Source organism: Prosthecobacter sp. (assembly GCF_044222345.1).
Lineage (GTDB): Bacteria > Verrucomicrobiota > Verrucomicrobiia > Verrucomicrobiales > Verrucomicrobiaceae > Prosthecobacter.
Window position 1 is genome coordinate 222,288 of the sequence record NZ_JBGANL010000002.1, and the last position, 20,005, is coordinate 242,292.

11 protein-coding genes and 1 pseudogene are annotated in these 20,005 nt (G+C 58.7%); 11 read left to right on the forward strand and 1 reads right to left on the reverse strand.

Going from position 1 to position 20,005, the window contains the following annotated elements; all coding sequences use genetic code 11:
* Window positions 1-89 precede the first annotated feature (89 nt).
* The 11 genes and pseudogenes from ACILSL_RS02560 (at window position 90) to ACILSL_RS02610 (ending at window position 18,864) form a co-directional block, all read left to right on the forward strand.
* On the forward strand, window positions 90-626 hold the full coding sequence (locus tag ACILSL_RS02560; protein ID WP_395730430.1) for a sigma-70 family RNA polymerase sigma factor: 537 nt from the start codon (window positions 90-92) through the stop codon (window positions 624-626).
* Window positions 623-2,209, forward strand: a complete 1,587-nt coding sequence (locus ACILSL_RS02565; RefSeq protein ID WP_395730431.1) for a LamG-like jellyroll fold domain-containing protein — start codon at window positions 623-625, stop codon at window positions 2,207-2,209. The genes ACILSL_RS02560 and ACILSL_RS02565 overlap by 4 nt, the downstream gene beginning before the upstream one ends.
* A 92-nt stretch (window positions 2,210-2,301) precedes the next feature.
* A complete protein-coding gene (locus ACILSL_RS02570; protein WP_395730432.1) occupies window positions 2,302-5,166 on the forward strand; it encodes a PSD1 and planctomycete cytochrome C domain-containing protein in 2,865 nt (954 codons plus the stop codon).
* A 7-nt stretch (window positions 5,167-5,173) separates the two neighbouring features.
* Window positions 5,174-6,589: a DUF1501 domain-containing protein gene (locus tag ACILSL_RS02575; protein WP_395730433.1), complete on the forward strand. Its 1,416-nt coding sequence runs from the start codon at window positions 5,174-5,176 to the stop codon at window positions 6,587-6,589.
* Between the two features lie 57 nt (window positions 6,590-6,646).
* The gene (locus tag ACILSL_RS02580) at window positions 6,647-8,056 is read left to right on the forward strand and encodes a sulfatase-like hydrolase/transferase (RefSeq protein WP_395730434.1); all 1,410 of its coding nucleotides are present in this window, start codon (window positions 6,647-6,649) and stop codon (window positions 8,054-8,056) included.
* A gap of 58 nt (window positions 8,057-8,114) precedes the next feature.
* Window positions 8,115-9,794, forward strand: coding sequence for a ribulokinase (locus ACILSL_RS02585; protein WP_395730435.1), 1,680 nt, complete (start codon window positions 8,115-8,117; stop codon window positions 9,792-9,794).
* Window positions 9,791-10,516 (forward strand): L-ribulose-5-phosphate 4-epimerase AraD, encoded by a 726-nt coding sequence (gene araD / locus ACILSL_RS02590; RefSeq protein ID WP_395730436.1) that lies wholly within the window; start codon window positions 9,791-9,793, stop codon window positions 10,514-10,516. Before ACILSL_RS02585 ends, araD begins: the two co-directional genes overlap by 4 nt.
* 42 nt (window positions 10,517-10,558) lie before the next feature.
* Window positions 10,559-12,124: a sulfatase gene (locus ACILSL_RS02595; RefSeq protein ID WP_395730437.1), complete on the forward strand. Its 1,566-nt coding sequence runs from the start codon at window positions 10,559-10,561 to the stop codon at window positions 12,122-12,124.
* A 23-nt stretch (window positions 12,125-12,147) separates the two neighbouring features.
* Window positions 12,148-14,067, forward strand: a complete 1,920-nt coding sequence (locus tag ACILSL_RS02600) for a DUF5060 domain-containing protein (protein ID WP_395730438.1) — start codon at window positions 12,148-12,150, stop codon at window positions 14,065-14,067.
* A gap of 92 nt (window positions 14,068-14,159) precedes the next feature.
* Entirely contained in the window at window positions 14,160-16,922 is a 2,763-nt protein-coding gene (locus tag ACILSL_RS02605) for a PSD1 and planctomycete cytochrome C domain-containing protein (protein ID WP_395730439.1), read from the forward strand.
* Between the two features lie 509 nt (window positions 16,923-17,431).
* A pseudogene (locus ACILSL_RS02610) lies at window positions 17,432-18,864 on the forward strand (DUF1501 domain-containing protein).
* A gap of 436 nt (window positions 18,865-19,300) precedes the next feature.
* Here the strand turns inward: ACILSL_RS02610 and ACILSL_RS02615 are convergent.
* Window positions 19,301-19,792 (reverse strand): ferritin-like domain-containing protein, encoded by a 492-nt coding sequence (locus ACILSL_RS02615; RefSeq protein WP_395730440.1) that lies wholly within the window; start codon window positions 19,790-19,792, stop codon window positions 19,301-19,303.
* Window positions 19,793-20,005 lie beyond the last annotated feature (213 nt).

The following is a 20,005-nucleotide window of genomic DNA, read 5'->3' on the forward strand; positions in this document are numbered from 1 at the left end:
TTTCGACGAATAGGTGGGTTCATGGACATCCTGTCGAAATCTTGTTAACCTTTGACGGAGGCCGGCATTTGCATGTGAATTCCCCCCACATGAACGAATCCCAGCAGGAGAGCGACTTTGTCGCGCAGCTGACCGACATCCAGATGCCGTTGCGGCTGTATGTGCAGTCGCTGCTTCCGGGTGATCCGGCGGCACCGGATGTGGTGCAGCAGGCGAATGCGACGCTGTGGAAGAAGCGCGGGGATTTCACGCTGGGCACGAATTTTAAAGCATGGGCGTTCAGCGTGGCACGCTATGAGGTGCTGAACTACCGGAAGCAGCAGGCGCGGGACTCGCGACTGGTGTTTGGCGAGGATCTGGAGCAAACTTTTGCAGAGGAGATCGCTGCGCGGGACGATGACACGGAGCGGCGGCATGAAGCGCTGAAAGGGTGTCTGGAAAAACTGCGGCCGCAGGACCGCGAGCTGCTGCTGCACCGCTACACGGCTTCGGCGGGCACGCTGGAGGATTACGCGCAGCGGGCGGGCCGCAGCGTGGGCGGCCTGAAGGTGACGCTGCACCGCCTGCGCAATGCGCTGCTGGGCTGCATTGAAAAACAACTCGCACCTCTGGAGGCGGAATCATGAACCCGGCGGAACGCAATGAACTCATCGACGACTTGATTGAGGAACGGATCAGCGAGGCGGATTTCCTCCGGCTGGAGGCGGAGCTATCGGTCGATCCCGAGGCGCGTACGGCGTACTATGAGCGCGTGCAGTTGTCGATGGCGCTGGTCGAACAGGCGAAGCAGATCCCCGAGAAGAAGGCACCGGTGCGGTGGAAAACCACGCCGTCCTGGCTGGCGATGGCGGCACTGTGGGTGGCATTCGTTGGAGTTGCGGCGCTGTTCCTAGTACGGCCTGAGCGTCCGGTTTCCGTGGCAGAGGTGGAACCTACCGCGAATGGCTATGCCGCGCTGGTGAGCCAGGTGGATGCGGTTTGGGCGGGGAAAGCAGGCGCGATGGCCGATGGTGCGCTGCTGCCCGCCGGTCTGGTCAAGCTGGAGTCTGGCCTTGCGCAGGTGGAACTCTTCAGCGGCGTACGGCTGGTCGTGGAAGGAACGGCGGAGTTTGAGGTGCTTTCACCGATGGAAATGCGGCTGACGCAGGGCCGGGTGCGCGCTCATGTGCCGGAGACGGCGCATGGCTTCCGCATTCACACCCCAGAGGGTGATGTGGTCGATCTCGGTACTGAGTTCGCGGTGAATGCTTCGGCGCAAAGCTCGGAGCTGCATGTGCTTCAAGGCGAGGTGGAGTGGCATCCGCGCGCTGCCAAGATGCAGAGCATGGTTGGCGGCGAGGCCCTGCGCTGGCAGGCGGGTGGTGATCATGCGGCCCTGCCAGCGGACCAGTCACGCTTTGTCGGACTATCAGAAATAAAAATGCGGCATGAGGAGGCGCAGAAACACCGCCGCGCCGACTGGTTGCGCTACAGCGAGAAGCTGCTGAAGGACCCGCGCCTGCTGGCGAGCTACCGCATGGATGTTTCTGATTCGGGCGAGCGCCTGGTGCGCAATCTTGCCTCGACATCGGCAGCCAGGCCTGGTGCGGGGGCCATCGTGGCCGCGCGGCGTGCGGAGGATCGCTGGGGCACGACGGATGGCGCGCTGGATTTCAGTCCCGCAGGCAGCCGGGTGCGGGTGAGCGTGCCGGGTGAGCATGGCTCGCTGACGATGCTGTGCTGGGTGAAAATCAACAGCGTCGACCGGCTCTACAATTCGCTCTTTCTCACCGACGGGCATGAAGTCGGCGCACCGCACTGGCAGATCACCCGAGATGGACGGCTGTTTTTCTCGGTGAAAAAATTGGCTCTATCAGAAAAAGCCAAAGGCAGGCCCGACAAACACAACGCCTTCTCGCCGCCGTTTTGGAACACATCTCTGAGCGGCCAGTGGCTGATGCTGGCGGTGGTGTATGACGTGAAGGCCGGAACGGTGACGCATTTTCTCAATGGAGAAATACTGGGCAGCGAGACGGTGCCTGATGATTTTCTGGTGGAGGACGTGCGCATTGGCAATGCCTCCATCGGCAACTGGAGCGAGCCCGCGTACCGCAAGGACGCCGAGTTCGCGGTGCGCAATCTCAACGGCAGCATGGATGAGTTCCTGCTGTTTGATGCCGCTCTGCCTGCCACGGAGATTTCCGCGATCTACGAACATGGCAGGCCTTAGCAGCCTGCAGAGGACATCCTCAAAGGAAGGTGCGTTTTGCCGTTAACCTTTCCCCAGAAGCGGCATTTGCAGGTAGACACACCTGACCACCCATGGGCACCATCTATCGCATTTCATCCGCTTTTGCTGCATTCACGCTTTCCCTTGCTTCTGCACTGCACGGCGCGCCAGCCGACGAGGCCGCTGCTGCGCGCAGCTTCACGCTGAAGGTTTTGCCGCTGCTCAAGGAGAAGTGCTTTGCCTGCCACGGCGATGACAAGGAGAAGATCAAGGGCGACCTGAACATGCTGAGCCGAGAGGGGCTGCTGAAAGGTGGTGAAAATTCGGACAAGGTGCTGGTGCCTGGCAAGGCGGAGGAGAGCTCGATGTTTGTCGCGGTGACGTGGGAGAATGCAGATTTGGAGATGCCACCGAAGGAGAATGACCGGCTGACGAAGGAGCAGACCGAACTGTTGCGGGCGTGGATTGATGCCGGCGCGCCGTGGCCGGACGAGGCGGAGCAAAAAAAACTACGTGAAGCTGAGTGGGCGGTGGTGTCGAATGCGGATGGCGTCATTTTGAAATCCAGCGGCGGTCTGGCGGATGCGTGGACGTACCGCCGCTACAAGCCGGAGGACATCTGGGCGTTTCAGGCGGTGAAAAAGCCCGCAGTCCCGGAGGCGCTGGCGGGGAATGCGATTGATCATTTCATCCGCGCCAAACTGGCAAAGACGAAGACCGAGCCTGCTGCGCATGCAGATGCGCCCACACTGATCCGTCGCGCCAGCTTTGATCTCATCGGCCTGCCGCCGACGCCTGAAGAAGTCGCGACGTTCGTGACCGCGTGGAAGGTGGATGCGGCCAAGGCGTGGGAGTCGCTCATTGACCGCCTGCTTGCCAGCCCTCACTACGGCGAACGCTGGGGGCAACACTGGCTGGATGTGACACGCTACGCTGACACCGGGGGCATGGCGAATGATTACGAGCGCTCCAACATGTGGCGCTACCGCGATTATGTGATTCGTTCGCTTAACAACGACAAGCCGTACAATGAGTTCGTGCTGGAACAGCTCGCGGGAGATCAACTGGCTGATGCATCAGCGCTCAAGCGGCTCGGTGGCGATGCCAAGAAGCTGGCGCAGACTCGCCTGAAGGGAGACTACACGCCGGAGGAGGCTGAAGACATCGTGGCGACCGGTTTTCTGCGCATGGGGCCGTGGGACAATGCGATGGTGAAGGACGAGGAGGCGCGGCAGATCTACCGTGACGATCTCGTCAATGCCATCGGCCAGACCTTTCTGGCAACGACGATGCGCTGCTTCAAATGCCACGATCACAAGTTCGACCCTCTGCCGACGCGTGACTACTACCGCGTGTATGCCGCCATCTCGGGCATCCAAATGGCCGAGCGCCCTCTGCGCTTTCTGCCGGAGGAACGGCGCGATAGTTTTGCGGAAGGGAAAATATTTGTGCAGCGCATGCTGTTGTTTGCGACTGGTGAGAAGAACAAAATCACCCAGAGGCGCGAAGATGCTGCGCGCGCGTGGTTCAAGGAGCACAACCTGCCTTACAAGACAAACGAGGAACGCAAGGACCTGCCCGACGAGGTGAAGCCCGCGCGCAATGTAGGCCTGGATTTTGTGGACGAAGGCCAGCTCAAGGTGCGCGAGCAGGATGAATGGATCTGGGAGCGTGCTCTGGAACGCTACGAGCCGATGGTGCAGAGCGTCTATGACGGCGGTGATGCCAAATTCAAAAACGCGCGAAAGCTGCGCATGCCGGAGGTGATCAAAGCCAGCCTAAAGCCCGAGACTCACATCCTCACCGGGGGCTCCATCGAAGCTCCGGGAGAAAAGGTTCAGCCAGGCGTGCTCAGCGCAATCGGCCTGGGAGTTGAAGGCGCAGACGGTGACCCGTTTGTGCTGCCGGAGGATTTGACCAGCCGCCGCCTGGGCTTGGCGAAGTGGATCGCTGATGCGCGCAATCCGCTCACCACGCGCTCGATTGTGAACCGTCTCTGGCAGTATCATTTTGGGAAACCCATTGCGGGAACTCCGAACAACTTCGGTGTGAAGGGCGGAAAGCCGACCCACCCTGAACTGCTGGACTGGCTGGCGGCTGATTTCGTGGAGCACGGCTGGACGATGAAGCGCATGCATAAGCTCATCATGATGTCGCAGGCCTACCAGATGGCGGCAAGACATCCGCAGATGGACACGCTCAAAAATGACGACCCAAACAACGAGCGGCTGGCCTACTTTCCGAACCGCCGTCTGACCGCCGAGGAAATGCGCGATGCGATGCTGTTCATCACGGGCGAGCTGAACCCCGCGCTCGGTGGCCTTCCTGTCATGCCGGAAGTAAACATGGAGGTCGCCCTGCAGCCGCGCATGATTCAGTTCTCACTCGCACCGGCGTATCAGGCTTCGCCCACGCCGGCGGAGCGCAATCGCCGCAGCATTTACGCGTATCGTGTGCGTGGTCAGGCCGATCCCTTTCTGGAAGTCTTCAACCAGCCGAACCCGAACGACTCCTGCGACATGCGCGATTCCGCATCCGTGTCGCCGCAGGCGTTTACGATGATGAACAGTGATCTCATCACGGATCGCGCCATCGCTTTCGCGTTGCGGGTGGAAAAGGACACGAAAACGCCGGAAGCGCAGATCAACCGCGCCTTTCAGCTCGCGCTTGGTCGTTCGCCTTCCGCCACTGAGAGCAAGCGGCTGACCGCTTATCTCGGTGAAATGCAGCAGTATCATCGCGGGGTGAAGCCGGAACCGGTGACGTATCCCAAACGCATCACGCGCTCACTCGTGGAGGAGTTCTCCGGCAAGATCTTCGAGTATGAGGAAATCCTGCCCGCCTTTGAAAAATACACCGCCGACAAGAAACCCGCCGACGTGGGCGCTGACACGCGTGCGCTCGCCGATGTGTGCCTGCTGCTGCTGAACAGCCCTGAGTTTGCCTACCTTTACTGAAACCACCATGAACCACCCACTCTGCTCACGCCCTGTCTCAAACGCATTCACACGCCGCCAGATGTTCCACGGTCTTGGGGCCTCGCTTGGCTCGCTCGCGTTCACCGATCTGCTCGCGAAGGATGGTGTCGCTGCCTCTCCGCTCGCGCCAAAGAGTCCCATGCTGCCCGCGAAAGCCAAGAACGTGATCATGCTGTTCATGGAAGGCGGGCCGGGGCACATGGACACGTTTGATCCGAAACCGAAGCTCAACGAGCTGCACAAGAAGGAATCGAAGCTGGCCGCAGGTCAGGAGACGGGCTTTAAATTTTTCGTGGGCAGCCCCTTTAAGTTCCACAAGGTCGGGAAAAACGGCATCGAGATGTGCGACCAGTGGAAGTACCTCGCAGATCCATATGTGGCCGATGAACTGTGCAACTACCGTGGCTGCCAGGCGGAGTCGCTGAACCATCCCGAGGCGCTGTATCACATGAACACCGGCAGCCGCCTTGGTGCAGATCCGGCGCTTGGATCTTGGGTCACTTACGGGCTCGGCTCGGTGAATCAGAATCTGCCGGGCTATGTGGTCATGACCGAACTCGCCTACCCGCAGGGCGGTGCGCGGAACTGGAGCAATGGCTTCCTGCCTGCGAACTTCCAGGGCACGCGCCTGCGCCCCGAAGGCTCGCCGATTTTGGACCTGAACGCGCAGCCTTTCAAGACACGTGCGCACCAGCGCCGTTTCCTCGATGAGATGGCCTTTCTCAATGAACAGCACGCCGTGCAGCATGCGGAGCACAAGGAACTTGCCGCGCGCATGGAGAGCTACGAGCTGGCCTACCGCATGCAGATGGAAGTACCCGAACTGGTGGACATCCAGGGCGAAAACGAGGCCACGCGCGAGATGTATGGTCTCAACGACAAGGACACCGCGACCTTTGGCCGACAATGCCTGCTCGCGCGCAAGATGGTCGAGAAAGGTGTGCGTTTTGTGCAGATCTTCAGCGGAGGCTGGGACAGCCACGACTACCTTGAACGCGCCCACACGGAGCGCATCCGCAGCGTGGACCGTGGCATGGCGGCGCTCATCCGCGATCTGAAGCAGCGCGGCATGCTGGAGGACACACTCGTCATCTGGACGGGCGAATTTGGCCGTACGCCTGACAACAACAAGCGAGGCGGTGTGTATTCCCTCGGACGCGGCCACAACAACCAGGCCATGACCATGCTCATGGCGGGTGGTGGTGTGAAACCGGGCATCGTCGGCAGCACTGATGACCTCGGTCTGAAGGCCGTTGAAACGGTGCATCCGATCCGCGATTTGCACGTCACCTTGTTGCAGTTGCTCGGCCTGGATGACAACAAGCTGACCTACTATCACGCGGGCAGATACAAGCAGCTCAGCCAGTTTGGCGGTCAGGTGATCAAGGAACTCATCGCATAAAGGCTTCTCAGGCGGTGCCCCGAGGTCGCAGCAGCCAGCCCACAGACATCAAGCCACATGAAATTACTTCAGCTACCCCTCCTTGTCTCCGCCCTCCTCGTACTCACACCCGCCTCAGCGCAGGTCGTCGTTGGCGACAAGGCACCACCTAACGCCGCGTCGGCAAAGCCCAACATCCTCGTCATCCTCGCCGACGATCTTGGCTACGGAATCGTAAATGCCTACGGAGGCGACCCGAAGCGCGTTGCCACGCCGAACATTGATCGTCTGGCCGCGGAAGGCGCGAAGTTCACCGAGGCCTATGTGACCTGCTCAGTATGCGCGCCTTCGCGTGCGGGTTTGATGACGGGTCGTTACCAGCAGCGATTCGGCATTTATGCCAACTGCGATTCACAGACCAAGGGCGGCGGAGTGCCCGGCGACCAGACGATGATGCCGCGACATTTCAAGAACGCGGGTTATGCGACCGCCGCCATCGGTAAATGGCACATGGGCACCAAGCAGCCCGGCCAGCATCCGCTGGTAAAGGGCTTCGATGAATTCTTCGGGTTCGACAGCGCGCAAACGGATTACTTCAACTCGCCGATTCTCTTCGATGGACACAAGAAGGTAGAAAAGCACGTCTATCTAACGCGGGCTTTTACCGACCGGACGTTGCAGTTCATCGACAGGAGCGGCGACAAGCCTTTCTTCATCTATCTCGCGTATAATGCGGTGCACGGTCCGAATCAGGCCCCGAAGGAAACCATCGCGCGGTTTTCCGGATTCCCGCAGAAGGAGTTGGTTGAGGCCGCGATGACGGCGGAACTCGATGCGGGAATCGGGCGCCTGCTCGACGCGCTCGATAAGTCGGGCAAAGGCAAAAATACACTCATCTTCTTTCTCAGTGACAACGGCGGACTGCCCTATTGGTGGGAAGGCAGCAACGCTCCCTTGCGCGGCTTCAAGCGATTCCAATACGACGGCGGCGAAAAAGTGCCATTCCTCGTCCGCTGGCCGGCTGGTGTCACGGCGGGGCAGGTGCGGAAACAGCCCGTCGTCTCGCTCGACATCCTGCCGACCGCCCTCGAAGCCGCCGGACTGACCGCGCCAGAAAACGAGGTGCTCGATGGCATCAGCCTTTTTCCGGCGCTCAAAGCCGGTACGGATTTGCAGCCGGAGCGTCCGCTGTTTTGGGCCGGCTCGCACTTTGAAAAGGATGTCGGCAAGAAATCCGTTGGGCACGACAATCCGCCGCCGGCGTGGGCCATCCGCCGCGGGGACTGGAAGCTGATGCAAATCATGGAGCAAGGGCCACCGATGCTCTTCAATATCGCGAACGACCCATCCGAGTCGAAGGATGTCATCGCCGAGCATATGGACATCGCGAAGGAGCTGCGGAAGGCATGGGTGGAATGGTTTGTCATCGGCGGCGACCCCATCGCTTGGAAGCCGGAGTATTACAACCAGCTGAAGGCAATTCGTTAAGTATCGAAGCTAACTCTACTTTTCGTTGCGCCAGCATCCAACGCTCGATTCATTCTCCATGAAGAAGTATTCTCTCGGCATCGACTACGGCACCAACTCGTGCCGCTCGCTTCTCATCGACCTCGACAACGGCGCAGAGGTCGGGTCCACCGTTTTTAACTACCCCAGCGGTGAGACGGGAATCTTGCTCGATCCCAAAGACCCAAACGTCGCACGGCAAAATCCACAGGACTACCTTGATGGTCTCGAACACGTCACGCGTGGTGCGTTGGAGCAGGCGAAGGCAAAGGTGGCAGGTTTTGATCCCGCACAGGTAATTGGCATCGGCATTGATACTACAGGCAGCACGCCCATCCCGGTGAACCAGGACGGCACGCCGCTTGGTTTGCTGCCCGAGTTCAAAAACAACCTTAACGCGATGGTCTGGCTGTGGAAAGATCACACCAGCCATTCCGAAGCTGAAGAAATCACGAAGCTGGGTCATGAGATGCGCCCGCACATCATCGCAAAGTGCGGGGGCATTTATTCCAGCGAATGGTTTTGGAGCAAAATTTTGCGCCTCAGTCGCGTGGATGCGCAGGTCTTTGATGCGGCATTCAGCTTTGTCGAACACTGCGATTGGATTCCAGCCGTGTTGTCTGGCAACACCGATCCGCTCACGTTAAAACGCAGCGTGTGCGCCGCTGGGCACAAAGCAATATTCAGCGCCGAATGGGGTGGATTGCCAGACAAAGAATTCCTTGGCATGCTCGACCCGAAGCTCGCTGATTTGCGCGACCGTCTCTATTCAGATGCTCACACGGCTGATACTAAAGCTGGTGTTCTCTGCGCTGATTGGGCTCAGCGTATCGGACTCAAGGAAGGCACGGCGATCTGTATTGGTGCGTTCGATGCACACGCTGGCGCGGTCGGTGCCGGGATCAAGGAAGGCACGCTGGTGAAGATCCTCGGCACTAGCACCTGCGATCTCATGGTCACACCCACCAGCAAGCCGCTGGCAGATATTCCTGGTGTGTGCGGCATAGTGAGTGGCAGCGTGTTGCCCGGCTTCTATGGCATCGAGGCCGGACAAAGCGCTGTGGGCGACATCTTCCTGTGGTTCGTCAATCACCTCGTGCCCGACAGCTACGGCAAAACGGTGGGCGAGAAATTCGTCAAGATGGAGAAGGCTATGGAAGATCAAAAGCCCGGTGCCACCGGCTTGCTTGCGCTGGATTGGAACAATGGCAATCGCACCGTTCTCGTCGATGCGCGACTCACTGGCCTGCTACTTGGGCACACGTTGCACACCGAGGCCCATGAGATTTACCGTGCTTACATCGAGTCCACTGCATTCGGCGCACTCACCATAATCAAGCGCGTTGAGGAATACGGAGTGAAGGTCGAGGAAGTCATCACCACTGGCGGTGTTTCTATCAAGAATACCACGCTCATGCAGATCTACGCCGACATCATCGGAAAGCCCATGAAAATCAGCCAGAGTGAGCAGACTTGCGCCCTCGGTGCCGCCATCTTTGGAGCCGTTGCGGCGGGCGCTGGCACTTGGCAGGAGCTTCAGAGCAAACTCACGGCCATCCGCGAAAAGGTGTATCACCCGAGGCCTGAGAACGTTGCCGTGTATCGTGAACTCTATGCACTTTATCGCACGCTCCACGATGCGTTCGGCACTGCACAGTGGAGCGGCCAACTCCATCACGTGATGAAGCAGCTTCTTGACATCCGTGCGCAACAGAGATGAACACATCAATTGAAACCATGACCATTGATGAACTCAGAATCCAAGTTTGTGAAGCCAACCGCGCCCTCCCCGCCAGCGGCCTTGTTCGTCTGACTTGGGGTAATGTCAGCGGCATCGACCGCGCGAGCGGTCTCTGGGGCATCAAACCCAGTGGCGTTGATTACCAAGCCCTCACGCCAGATGACATTGTAATTTTGGATTTGGCGGGACGTGTGATCGAGGGCCGCTTGCGCCCCTCTAGTGATACCAAGACGCATCTGCACCTCTATCATGAGCTTCCGCAAATCGGCGGCGTCACACACACCCACAGCATTCACGCCACCACCCTGTGTCAGGCGGGACGCGAGCTGCCTTGCCTTGGCACCACTCATGCCGATCATTTCCACGGCACCGTGCCCATCGTGCGAGCGCTCACTGAAGAGGAAGTCGCTTCCGACTACGAGCACTTCACCGGCGTGGCCATCATCGAGCGCTTGAGCCAGTTGAGGCTCGATCCATTGGAGATGCCCGCAGTGCTGCAGTTGCATCACGCGCCATTCACCTTCGGGAAGAACGCGATGGACTCACTCAACAACAGCATCGCCCTGGAGATGTGTGCACAATTGGCGCTCGGCTGCCTAGCACTCGATCCGCAGCTTCAACCCATTCCTGGCCACATCCTCGAAAAGCATCATCTCCGCAAGCACGGCCCCGGAGCCTACTACGGCCAAAAAGGTGCGTAGCGCACAGCCACAAAAGGAGAACCCTCATTCTCGATATTCCTTATGCAACGACTAATCGCCTTACTCGCACTCCTTGCCGGAGTCGCCCACGCCGCAAAACCAAACATTCTCTACATCATGTCCGATGATCACACGTCGCAGGCCGTGGGGGCTTACGGCGGGCGGCTTGCGAAGCTGAACCCCACGCCGACGCTCGACAAGCTGGCGGCGGAAGGCATGCGCTTTGACCGTGTGTTTTGCACGAACTCGATCTGCACGCCGAGCCGTGCGACGATCCTGACCGGGCAGTATTCACAGACCAATGGCGTCACGGACCTCAACGGCGTGCTGCCGCCGGAGCGCCATTATCTGCCGCAGGAGATGAAGAAGGCGGGCTACCTGACCGCGATGATCGGCAAGTGGCATCTGGAGGCCGAACCGGCCAGCTTTGATTATTACAAGGTGCTACCGGGGCAGGGGAAATACTTTGATCCCGACTTCATCGCGCGGGGCGACAAGGACTGGCCGAATAATGTGGTGAAACACGAAGGCTATGTGAGCGATGTCATTACCGACATTGGGCTCGACTGGTTGGAGAAGCGCGACAAGACGAAGCCCTTCTTCCTTATGCTGCACCATAAGGCACCGCACGACATGTTTGAGTTTGCGCCGCGCTACGCGGACTATCTGAAGGACACGGAGATCCCCGAGCCGGACAATCTCTACGACCAGCCTGCGGCAGGCTTTGGCTCTGTGGCCACGCGTGGTGAGAACGACAGCCTGGTGCATCGCATCGGCACCTCGATTTCAAAGCGGCATCCGGTGCGGAACTACGGCATCGACTTCAACATCTCTCCCGGTCTCGATGAACACGAGTACACGCATCAGGCCTACCAGGAGTATCTGAAACGCTACCTGCGCTGCGTGAAGAGCGTGGACGACAATTTGGCGCGGCTGTTTGATTATCTCAAAAAGAACGGCCTGCTGGACAACACCGTGATCATCTACACCTCCGACCAGGGCATGATGCTGGGCGAGCACGACTACATCGACAAGCGCTGGATGTATGAGGAGTCCATGCGGATGCCTTTCATCATGCGCTACCCGAAGCTCATCAAGGCCGGCACTGTGAACAGCGACCTGATCAACAACACCGACTTTGCGCCGACGATGCTGGAGCTTGCCGGCGCCAAGGCACCGCCGCAGATGCAGGGCCGCAGCTTCGAGGCTGCGCTGGAGGGCAAGGCGCTGACCCACTGGCGCACGGCCACCTATTACCGCTACTGGATGCACCTCATGCATCATGACAACCCCGCTCACTTCGGCATCCGCACCGCCGACAGCAAGCTCATCTTCTACTACAGCCAGGCCGAAGACGAGGCCGGCAATGGCAAGCTGACCATGCCGTGGAAGAAGGGCGCGTCTTATAAGATCGAGCCCACGTCGCCTGCCTGGGAGTTCTACGATCTGAGCACCGATCCGCAGGAAATGCACAACCAATACGCGAACCCCGAATACGCCGCCAAGATCAGCGAACTGAAAGCGGAGCTGAAACGCCAGCGCGAGGAACTGCATGAGGGTGACGAGTCACGTCCTCACATCCAGAAGGTGATTGATCAAAATTGGTAAACAATCCTGATTCTCTTAAACTCATGTGCCTTCCAATCATCTTCGCACTCGTCGCATTTCAATGGACACTGCATGCCTCTGCTGGCAGCGGCCAAGGCACTGTTGCCATCAGCGGCGAACTCAAGCAGTGGCACAAAGTCACCCTCACTCTCGACGGTCCTTTCGCGAGTGAAAAGGATGCCTCACCCAATCCCTTCACCGATCATGCGTTCAACGTCACATTCACGCATGAGAGCGGCATGCCGAAATATGTCGTGCCCGGTTACTTCGCGGCGGATGGCGATGCAGGACAATCCAGCGCCGAGAACGGCACGAAGTGGAAGGCCCACCTCTCACCCGACAAGGCCGGCAAGTGGACTTACCACGTGAGTTTCACGACAGGCAAATTCGCGGCGCTCGATGGCGGCGGTGAGACGCTGAAAACTTTTGACGGCATCACTGGCAGCTTCGAGATCGGTGCCACCGACAAGGCGGGACGCGATTTCCGGGGCAAGGGGCGTCTGGAATATGTCGGCAAGCATCATCTTCGGTTCGCGGGCTCGCAGGAGTCTTTTCTCAAGGCTGGAGCTGATGCGCCTGAGACCCTGCTAGGCTATGTGGACTTTGACAACACCACCGCTGGCAAGGCGACAAAGGTGCCGCTTAAGACCTGGTCCCCGCATTTGCAGGACTGGAAGGCAGGCGACCCGACGTGGAAGGACGGCAAAGGCAAGGGACTGATTGGCGCGATCAACTATCTCGCATCCAAAGGCGCGAATGCCTTCTCGTTCCTCACCTACAATGCCGCAGGTGACGGCGACAACGTCTGGCCCTTCATCGACCGCACTGACAAGATGCACTATGACTGCTCCAAGCTCGACCAATGGGGCATCGTATTCGATCACGCGACACAGATCGGTCTGTATCTGCATTTCAAACTTCAGGAGAACGAGATGGATGATGACCGTATGGGGCATGAGAGCAAACCTGGCCGGGTGCCGGAGTCACTCGATGGCGGCAAACTTGGCCCGGAGAGAAAACTCTACTGCCGCGAAATCATCGCGCGCTTCGGCCATGAACTGGCGCTCAACTGGAATATCGGCGAGGAGAACACGCAGTCCGCTGAGGAGGTACGCGACATGGTGAAGTATCTGCACGACACCGACCCGTATCATCATCACATCGTCCTCCACACCTTCCCCAATCAGCAGGAATTGAAATATGACGCGCTCATTGGAGATCAATCGCTGCTCACGGGCGTGTCATTGCAGAATGGATGGAACACCACGCACCAGCGCACGCTGCATTGGGTCAGCGCATCCGACAAGGCAGGCAAAACTTGGGTCGTGGCGCAGGATGAGCAGAACCCCGCCGGACTCGGTGTGCCGCAGGACCCTGGCTACAAAGGCACCGACGGCCTCGCTATCGAGAAGGGCAAAAAGAAGGAAAATGCCACCACAGGTGATGTGAAGTCCAAGCCCTACACCCTGCACGACATCCGCAAGCTCTGCCTCTGGGGCAACTTCATGGCAGGTGGCGCGGGCGTGGAATACTACTTCGGCTATGCGCTGCCTGAGAACGATCTGGTCTGCGAAGACTTCCGCAGCCGCGACAAAAGCTGGGACTTCTGCCGCATCGCGCTCGAATTTTTCCCGGCGAACAAGGTTCCGTTTTGGGAAATGACGAACGCCGATGCGCTCATCGGCAATGCCAGGAACGACAATTCGAAGTATTGCCTCGCCAAAGCCGGGCAGATTTACCTCGTTTACCTCCCCCAGGGCGGCAGCACGGAACTCGATCTCAGCGCCGTTCAGGGCGACTTCACCGTTCAATGGTTCAATCCCCGCACCGGCGGTGCGCTCAGGGATGGCTCGGTCAAAGTCATCCGTGGCGGCGCTCGGGCGAGCATCGGACAGCCTGCGGACGAGCCGCAGGAAGACTGGCTTGCGATCATTCGGCGCTGACTTCCTCAGGCGACAGGGCACCCATTTCAGAAGCGCTGGATTATTTTCAAGATAGCGCGTGAGGTTCAGGTGCGGGCGGCAGTAGTCTTTTGATGAACCCCGTTCGTACAGCCGCCATCGCTCTCTGCTTCTTTGCGACCCTGCAGGAGTCCCATGCCGTTGATTTCGACAAAGACATTCAGCCCATCCTCAAGGAACGCTGCCTGGACTGCCACGGCCCCGACAAGCAGAAGTCCGGCTTCCGCGTGGATCAGCGCCCGATCTTGCTCAAAGGGGGGGACTCGGGGGTCAGGTCCGTGGTTCCTGGCGATCCGACCAAAAGTCATCTCATTGAGCTGCTGAAGTCTGCGGATGAAGACGAGATCATGCCGCCGAAGGGCAAGCCGTTAAACGCTGAGCAAATCGCATTGATGGAGAAATGGATAGCCGAAGGCGCGGTGATTCCGGGACAGATGGATGCCGTGGTGAAGGTGACTTCTGATCTGTGGTCACTGAAGCCGGTGCAGCGTCCGGAGATCCCCGGGCTGGCAGAGGCCAAGACGCCCATTGATGCCTTCCTGCTCGCAAAGCTGCATGCCAAAAACCTCAGCTACAATCCGGTCGCTGATCCGCGCACGCTGATTCGTCGGGTTTCCGTGCTGCTGACGGGCTTGCCGCCGACGCCCGAGCGGGTGACGAAGTTTGTTACCGAATCCAAGGCGGATGAAGCCGGAGCGTACCGGGTGCTGGTGGATGAGCTGCTTGCTTCGCCGCAGTTTGGCGAGCGTTGGGCGCAGCATTGGCTGGATGTCATTCGCTGGGCGGAGTCGAATGGATCGGAGGCGAATCTCTATCGCAAAAACGCGTGGATTTACCGTGATTACGTCATCCGCTCCTTCAACGAAAACCGGCCATATGATCAGTTCGTGCGGGAGCAGCTTGCAGGAGATCAGATGGGCAACGGTGAAGCCACTGGTTTCCTTGTCGCCGGTCCGCATGTGCCCGCCGCCACTGTGGGACGTGAGCCCGCAGCCATTCGTCAGGCACGTGCAGATCGTTTGGATGAAATCATGCAGACGGTGGGTGCCTCCATGCTCGGTATGACGGTCGGCTGTGCTCGCTGCCACAATCACAAGTTCGATCCTATTTCCATTCAGGATTACTACTCGCTCACCGCCGTGTTTCAGGGGGTCGAATTCGGCGGACGTCGCCCCGAGCTTTCCATGGACCATCCGCGAGTGCAGCGCGCGAATGAGCTGTATCCAAAGCTGAACCGGGAGCGGAAAATATTACGCGAAGGTGTCGGCGTCTGGGAAGAAGACAACGGCGGCTATATGGACATGGTGTTTCCCAACACGACCACGCAGGTGCTGCGCATCGAATTCGACAAAGCACAGACATTCATCGACGAACTCGAAGTCTTTGGCACCAGGGACTTTAAAGAAAATCTCGCGGCCGCGAGCGCTGGCACCAAACTCGTCGAAGACCCGGCGATGGCCGATCCAGGGGCAGGAGTTCAGAAGGCGAACGACGGCGAGTATGGCACGATGATTTGGAAATCGAAAGCTGTGGCTGGCAGCAGCATGAACCCTTGGGTCGAGATCCATTTTCCGCAGGCACAGGAGGTGAACCGTTTTCGTTTCAGCTCGAACCGTGAATACTACTTCGAGACCGACTACCTCGACAATGGCAACAAGGGCGGCAAGAGCAACTTCCCCGGTTATCGCATCCTCGCGCAGCTGGCGGACGGCACGTGGAAAGAGGTGGCCAGCACGCAGCAGGCACGGTCCGCGCTGAAAAAAGACGCCACGTTGAAAACCGCTTCGACACGGCTTCACGAATACCTCAACACCCTGGCCGAGGAAGGCCCGCGACACAGCTTCGTCGGCAGCTTTCACAAGCCTGAAGTGACGCATGTCCTTAGCCGTGGCAGTCCGGAGAATCCCGCCGATGAAGTGATGCCCGCAGGATTCGCCGTGCTCGACGGTGACCTCGGTCTCGACTCCTCGACCCCTGATGCCGAGCGCCGCAAACGCTTTGCCGAATGGCTCACGCGGCCCGGGCATCCGCTCACGGCGCGGGTGTTCGTCAATCGCATCTGGCATCATCTGTTTGGCAGCGGCATCGTGCCGACCACGGCTGATTTTGGCAAAGCCGGGACTGCGCCGACGCATCCCGAGTTGCTGGATTATCTTGCCGCCGAGTTCGTGAAGCCGCAGGACCAGGGGGCGAAAGCCTGGGACATCAAAGACCTCATTCGTCGCATCGTGCTCACGGATGCCTTTCGTCAGTCCAGCGCACCTCGAAATGACGGACTGCAGGCGGATGCCGGTGCCGCTTTGCTCTGGCGCTACCCGCCGCAGCGAGTGGAAGCGGAGGTCATTCGTGACAGCATCCTGCAAGCCTCTGGCAAACTTGATCCCACACTCGGTGGTCGCAGCTTTCGCATTCACGACGTGAAAAAAACCTATGCTCAGTGGAAGGTCATCGACAACCACGGCCCGGAGACCTGGCGTCGCATGATTTATCAGGAACGCATGCGCCGTGTGGACGACCGCATTTTCACCGCCTTTGACTTCCCGGATTGCGGCCAGGTCAGCCCCAAGCGCCCGGTCTCCACCACACCGCTGCAGGCGCTCAATTTGATGAACAGCGATTTCGTGGTCGAGCAGAGTGAGTTCATCGCTCAGCGCGCCCAAAGCGAAGTCGGCAAAGACCATCTGGATGCCGTCGTGAAGCGCTGCTTTCTGCTTCTGCTCAATCGCGAGCCCGACGCCGACGAACTGGCCGCCAGTCTCGATGTCGCCAAAGCCACCGGCCTGCCACTCGTCTGCCGCAGCCTGATTAACTCCAACGAATTCGCCTTCCTGCCGTGACGCAGGGAAAATCTCTTTCTCGCAAATCTCGCGAGTTCAACACACCCACCCCAACGCAAACCATGAAATACACCCGCATCTTCGCCTTCCTCAACATCATCACCCTCCTCGGAACACTCTCTCTGACCAGGCTCGACAGCCATGGCCAGGAGGCTGACGGCAAGCAGATTCCAGAATGGTTGCAGAAGGAGTCGGCCAAAGTGACGAAGGTCATCACTGATCTCAACGCGGAGCAAAAGACGAAGCTCGCTGCCGCCATTCAAACCCGCACTGAGGCGCTGGCGAAAGTCAAAGCACTCAAGGACGGAGGTGCGTCAGCCGAGGAGGTCAAAGACAAAACAGTGGCAGCATGGACCGCCTATACTCACGATGCAAAAGCCTCTCTACCGATGAACAGTTCGAGAAATTCAAGGAACTGTGCAAGCCCAAATCCGCAGCTTCAAATCAGTAATGGAACTGCCGAAAACATCTCCTTCAAAGGTCGCCATCTCCTCGACCGCCGCAGCTTCATGCGCTCCACCGGCATGACCTTTGGCGGACTGGGGCTGGCCCAGCTTCTGGCAGCGGAAGAAAAAGCCAACTTTACCGGCAAAGTCTCCATTCGCCCGCAGATCGATGCTGATCATCCGTATGAACCGCGCAAGCCGCATTTCCCGATGCCTGCCAAGCGTGTGCTGGTGATTTTTTGCCCTGGCGCGGTGAGCCACGTCGATACCTTTGACTACAAGCCGGCACTCATCAAACACCACGGCAAAAAGCCGCCAAACATGCCCGCAGTGACATTTGAAGGACCGAGTGGCAACATCGCAAAGCCGTTCTGGGACTTCAAACCGCGCGGCCAGTCCGGCAAGGGCGATTTCTGACCTGCTGCCGCACCATGGCGGAGAGCTCGGCCGACGACTTTTGTTTTCTCCATGCGCTGAACACGCAGACTAGCGCGCATCCGCAGGGCGAGAACTTCATGAACACGGGATTCACCATGGAGGGTTTTCCTTCCTTCGGTGCGTGGACGACGTATGCGCTCGGCTCCGAGTGCGCGGACCTGCCGGCCTTTGTCGCCATCAATGATCCACGGGGCATGGCACGCTCGGGCAAAAACAACTTCGGCAGTGGCTTCCTGCCTGCCGCCTTCCAGGGCACCGACTTCACAGCCAAGAGCCCTCCGGCGAATCTCACTCGCCCAGCGAGTTACTCAGCAGTCGATGATCGTGCGGCCATCGACCTGTTGAAGCGGCTCAACAGCAAGCACCTGGAGCAGTTCCCCGGCGACGCAAATCTGGCGGCGCGTGTTGCCAGCTATGAACTTGCGGGTCGGATGCAAATGTCTGTGCCTGAAATCATGGCTCTGGAGGGAGAGCCCGAATCGATTCACAAGGAATACGGCACCGACAAGGGCAGCGATTTGAAACGCGAGTATGCCAAAAATTGCATCCTCGCTCGACGCTTGATCGAAAAAGGAGTTCGCGTAGTGCAGCTATTCAATGGCAGCGATCCTTCAGGTGGTAATGGCATCACCAACTGGGATTCGCATAGCGACATCAAGGCCACGCACGCCATCCAGGCCGAGATTATGGACCAACCCACCGCTGCACTCATTCGCGACCTGAAACGCCGGGGCCTGCTGGAGGATACGCTCATCGTCTGGGCCACTGAGTTTGGCCGCATGCCCTTCCTGCAAGGCAACGGCACGGGCCGCGACCACAACCCCGGAGCCTTCACTTGCTTCCTCGCCGGAGCCGGCGTCAAGAAAGGCTTCAGCTACGGCGAAAGCGATGAATTCGGCTTCAAATCCGCCCTCAACAGCACCTCCGTCTATGATTTCAATGCGACGATTCTCCACCTCATGGGCCTCGATCACGAACGGCTGACGTTCTATCACAACGGCCTCGAACGCAGGCTCACAAATGTGCACGGGCATGTGTTGAAGGACGTGCTGGTTTGAGCAGCGGTGACGTTATTTTCAATCCGTTTCTCCCGTTTGGAATGACAGGTTGATCGACATGGACCTAGCTTTGGAGATCTGCGCCACTCTCGCGCATGACCTTGCCATTCCTGCGAATGATGTTGACGTATGTAGCTACCACTCATCCCGCCGGCGCTTCACGGGTGGCGTGAACGACAGCATGAGGCATTTCAGTGCAGGAGGTGGCGGCAAGGTGCATTCTTGCCGAGTCGGCTCAAGCCAGAGCCAGTACAGAATTCTATGAAGAGCTGCCACCTGATCAATGGAAGTGCAAGCGCGGTGATCTTGAGTCAGAAGCAAGTTTGAGGCGTAGTGTTCAGCATACGATCCAAACCCGCTTTTGCGTTCCGGGCGGTAAAGGCCCACGAGCAAAAACGGGTTTGCACTAACAGAGTCAATAATGACCGCCCCATCATCAAGCGGCTGCGGCTTCGTTGACCTCCGACAAAGCGAGTTCGGTAAGTTTTTCGTCGGTTTCCTTTTCTTCTTCAAGCGTCAGAGTCAGGAGTTCGACGGCTTCGTCGAGACCAAGGCGGGTAGCGAGTGCACGAGCGGTACCGTAGCCGGCGATCTCGTAGTGTTCGACGCGCTGGGCAGCGCCGATCAGGCCTGCGTCCTTCACCTCAGGGGCGGCGTCCTCGCTGATAAGTTCAGCACCTTCTTCAACAAGGCCCTCCATGGCCTTGCATTTGTGGCCGCCAAGGCTTTTGCCGAGGGCTTCGCCAATCTGTTCAAGGCGTTGCACATGCCCTTTGGTTTGCTCCAAATGTTCCGTGAAACCGGCCTTGAGTTGGGGATTGGTTGCGGCTTTCGCCATTTTTGGCAGAGCCTTCACAAGCTGGTTCTCAGCACTGTAAAGGTCTTTGAGTTCATGGTGGAAGAGATCTTCGAGTGTGTTGAGTTTCATAGGTGTGTGACCATCGCATCTGGCAATGGCGACTGGTTGTTCGCATCTTTTCCCTGAGGCCTCCGTCAGTCTGATCCCTTAAGGTCGGAATAGCGATAGCCTTCGGCTTCGGAGGGCTTAAGATGACGATTTTGGCGCGAGAGGTGGATTAATGGAGTCGCTTCTTAAAGATGAACACCCCAAGCAAGGATCTGCACGGTAGCGCCCCGGACA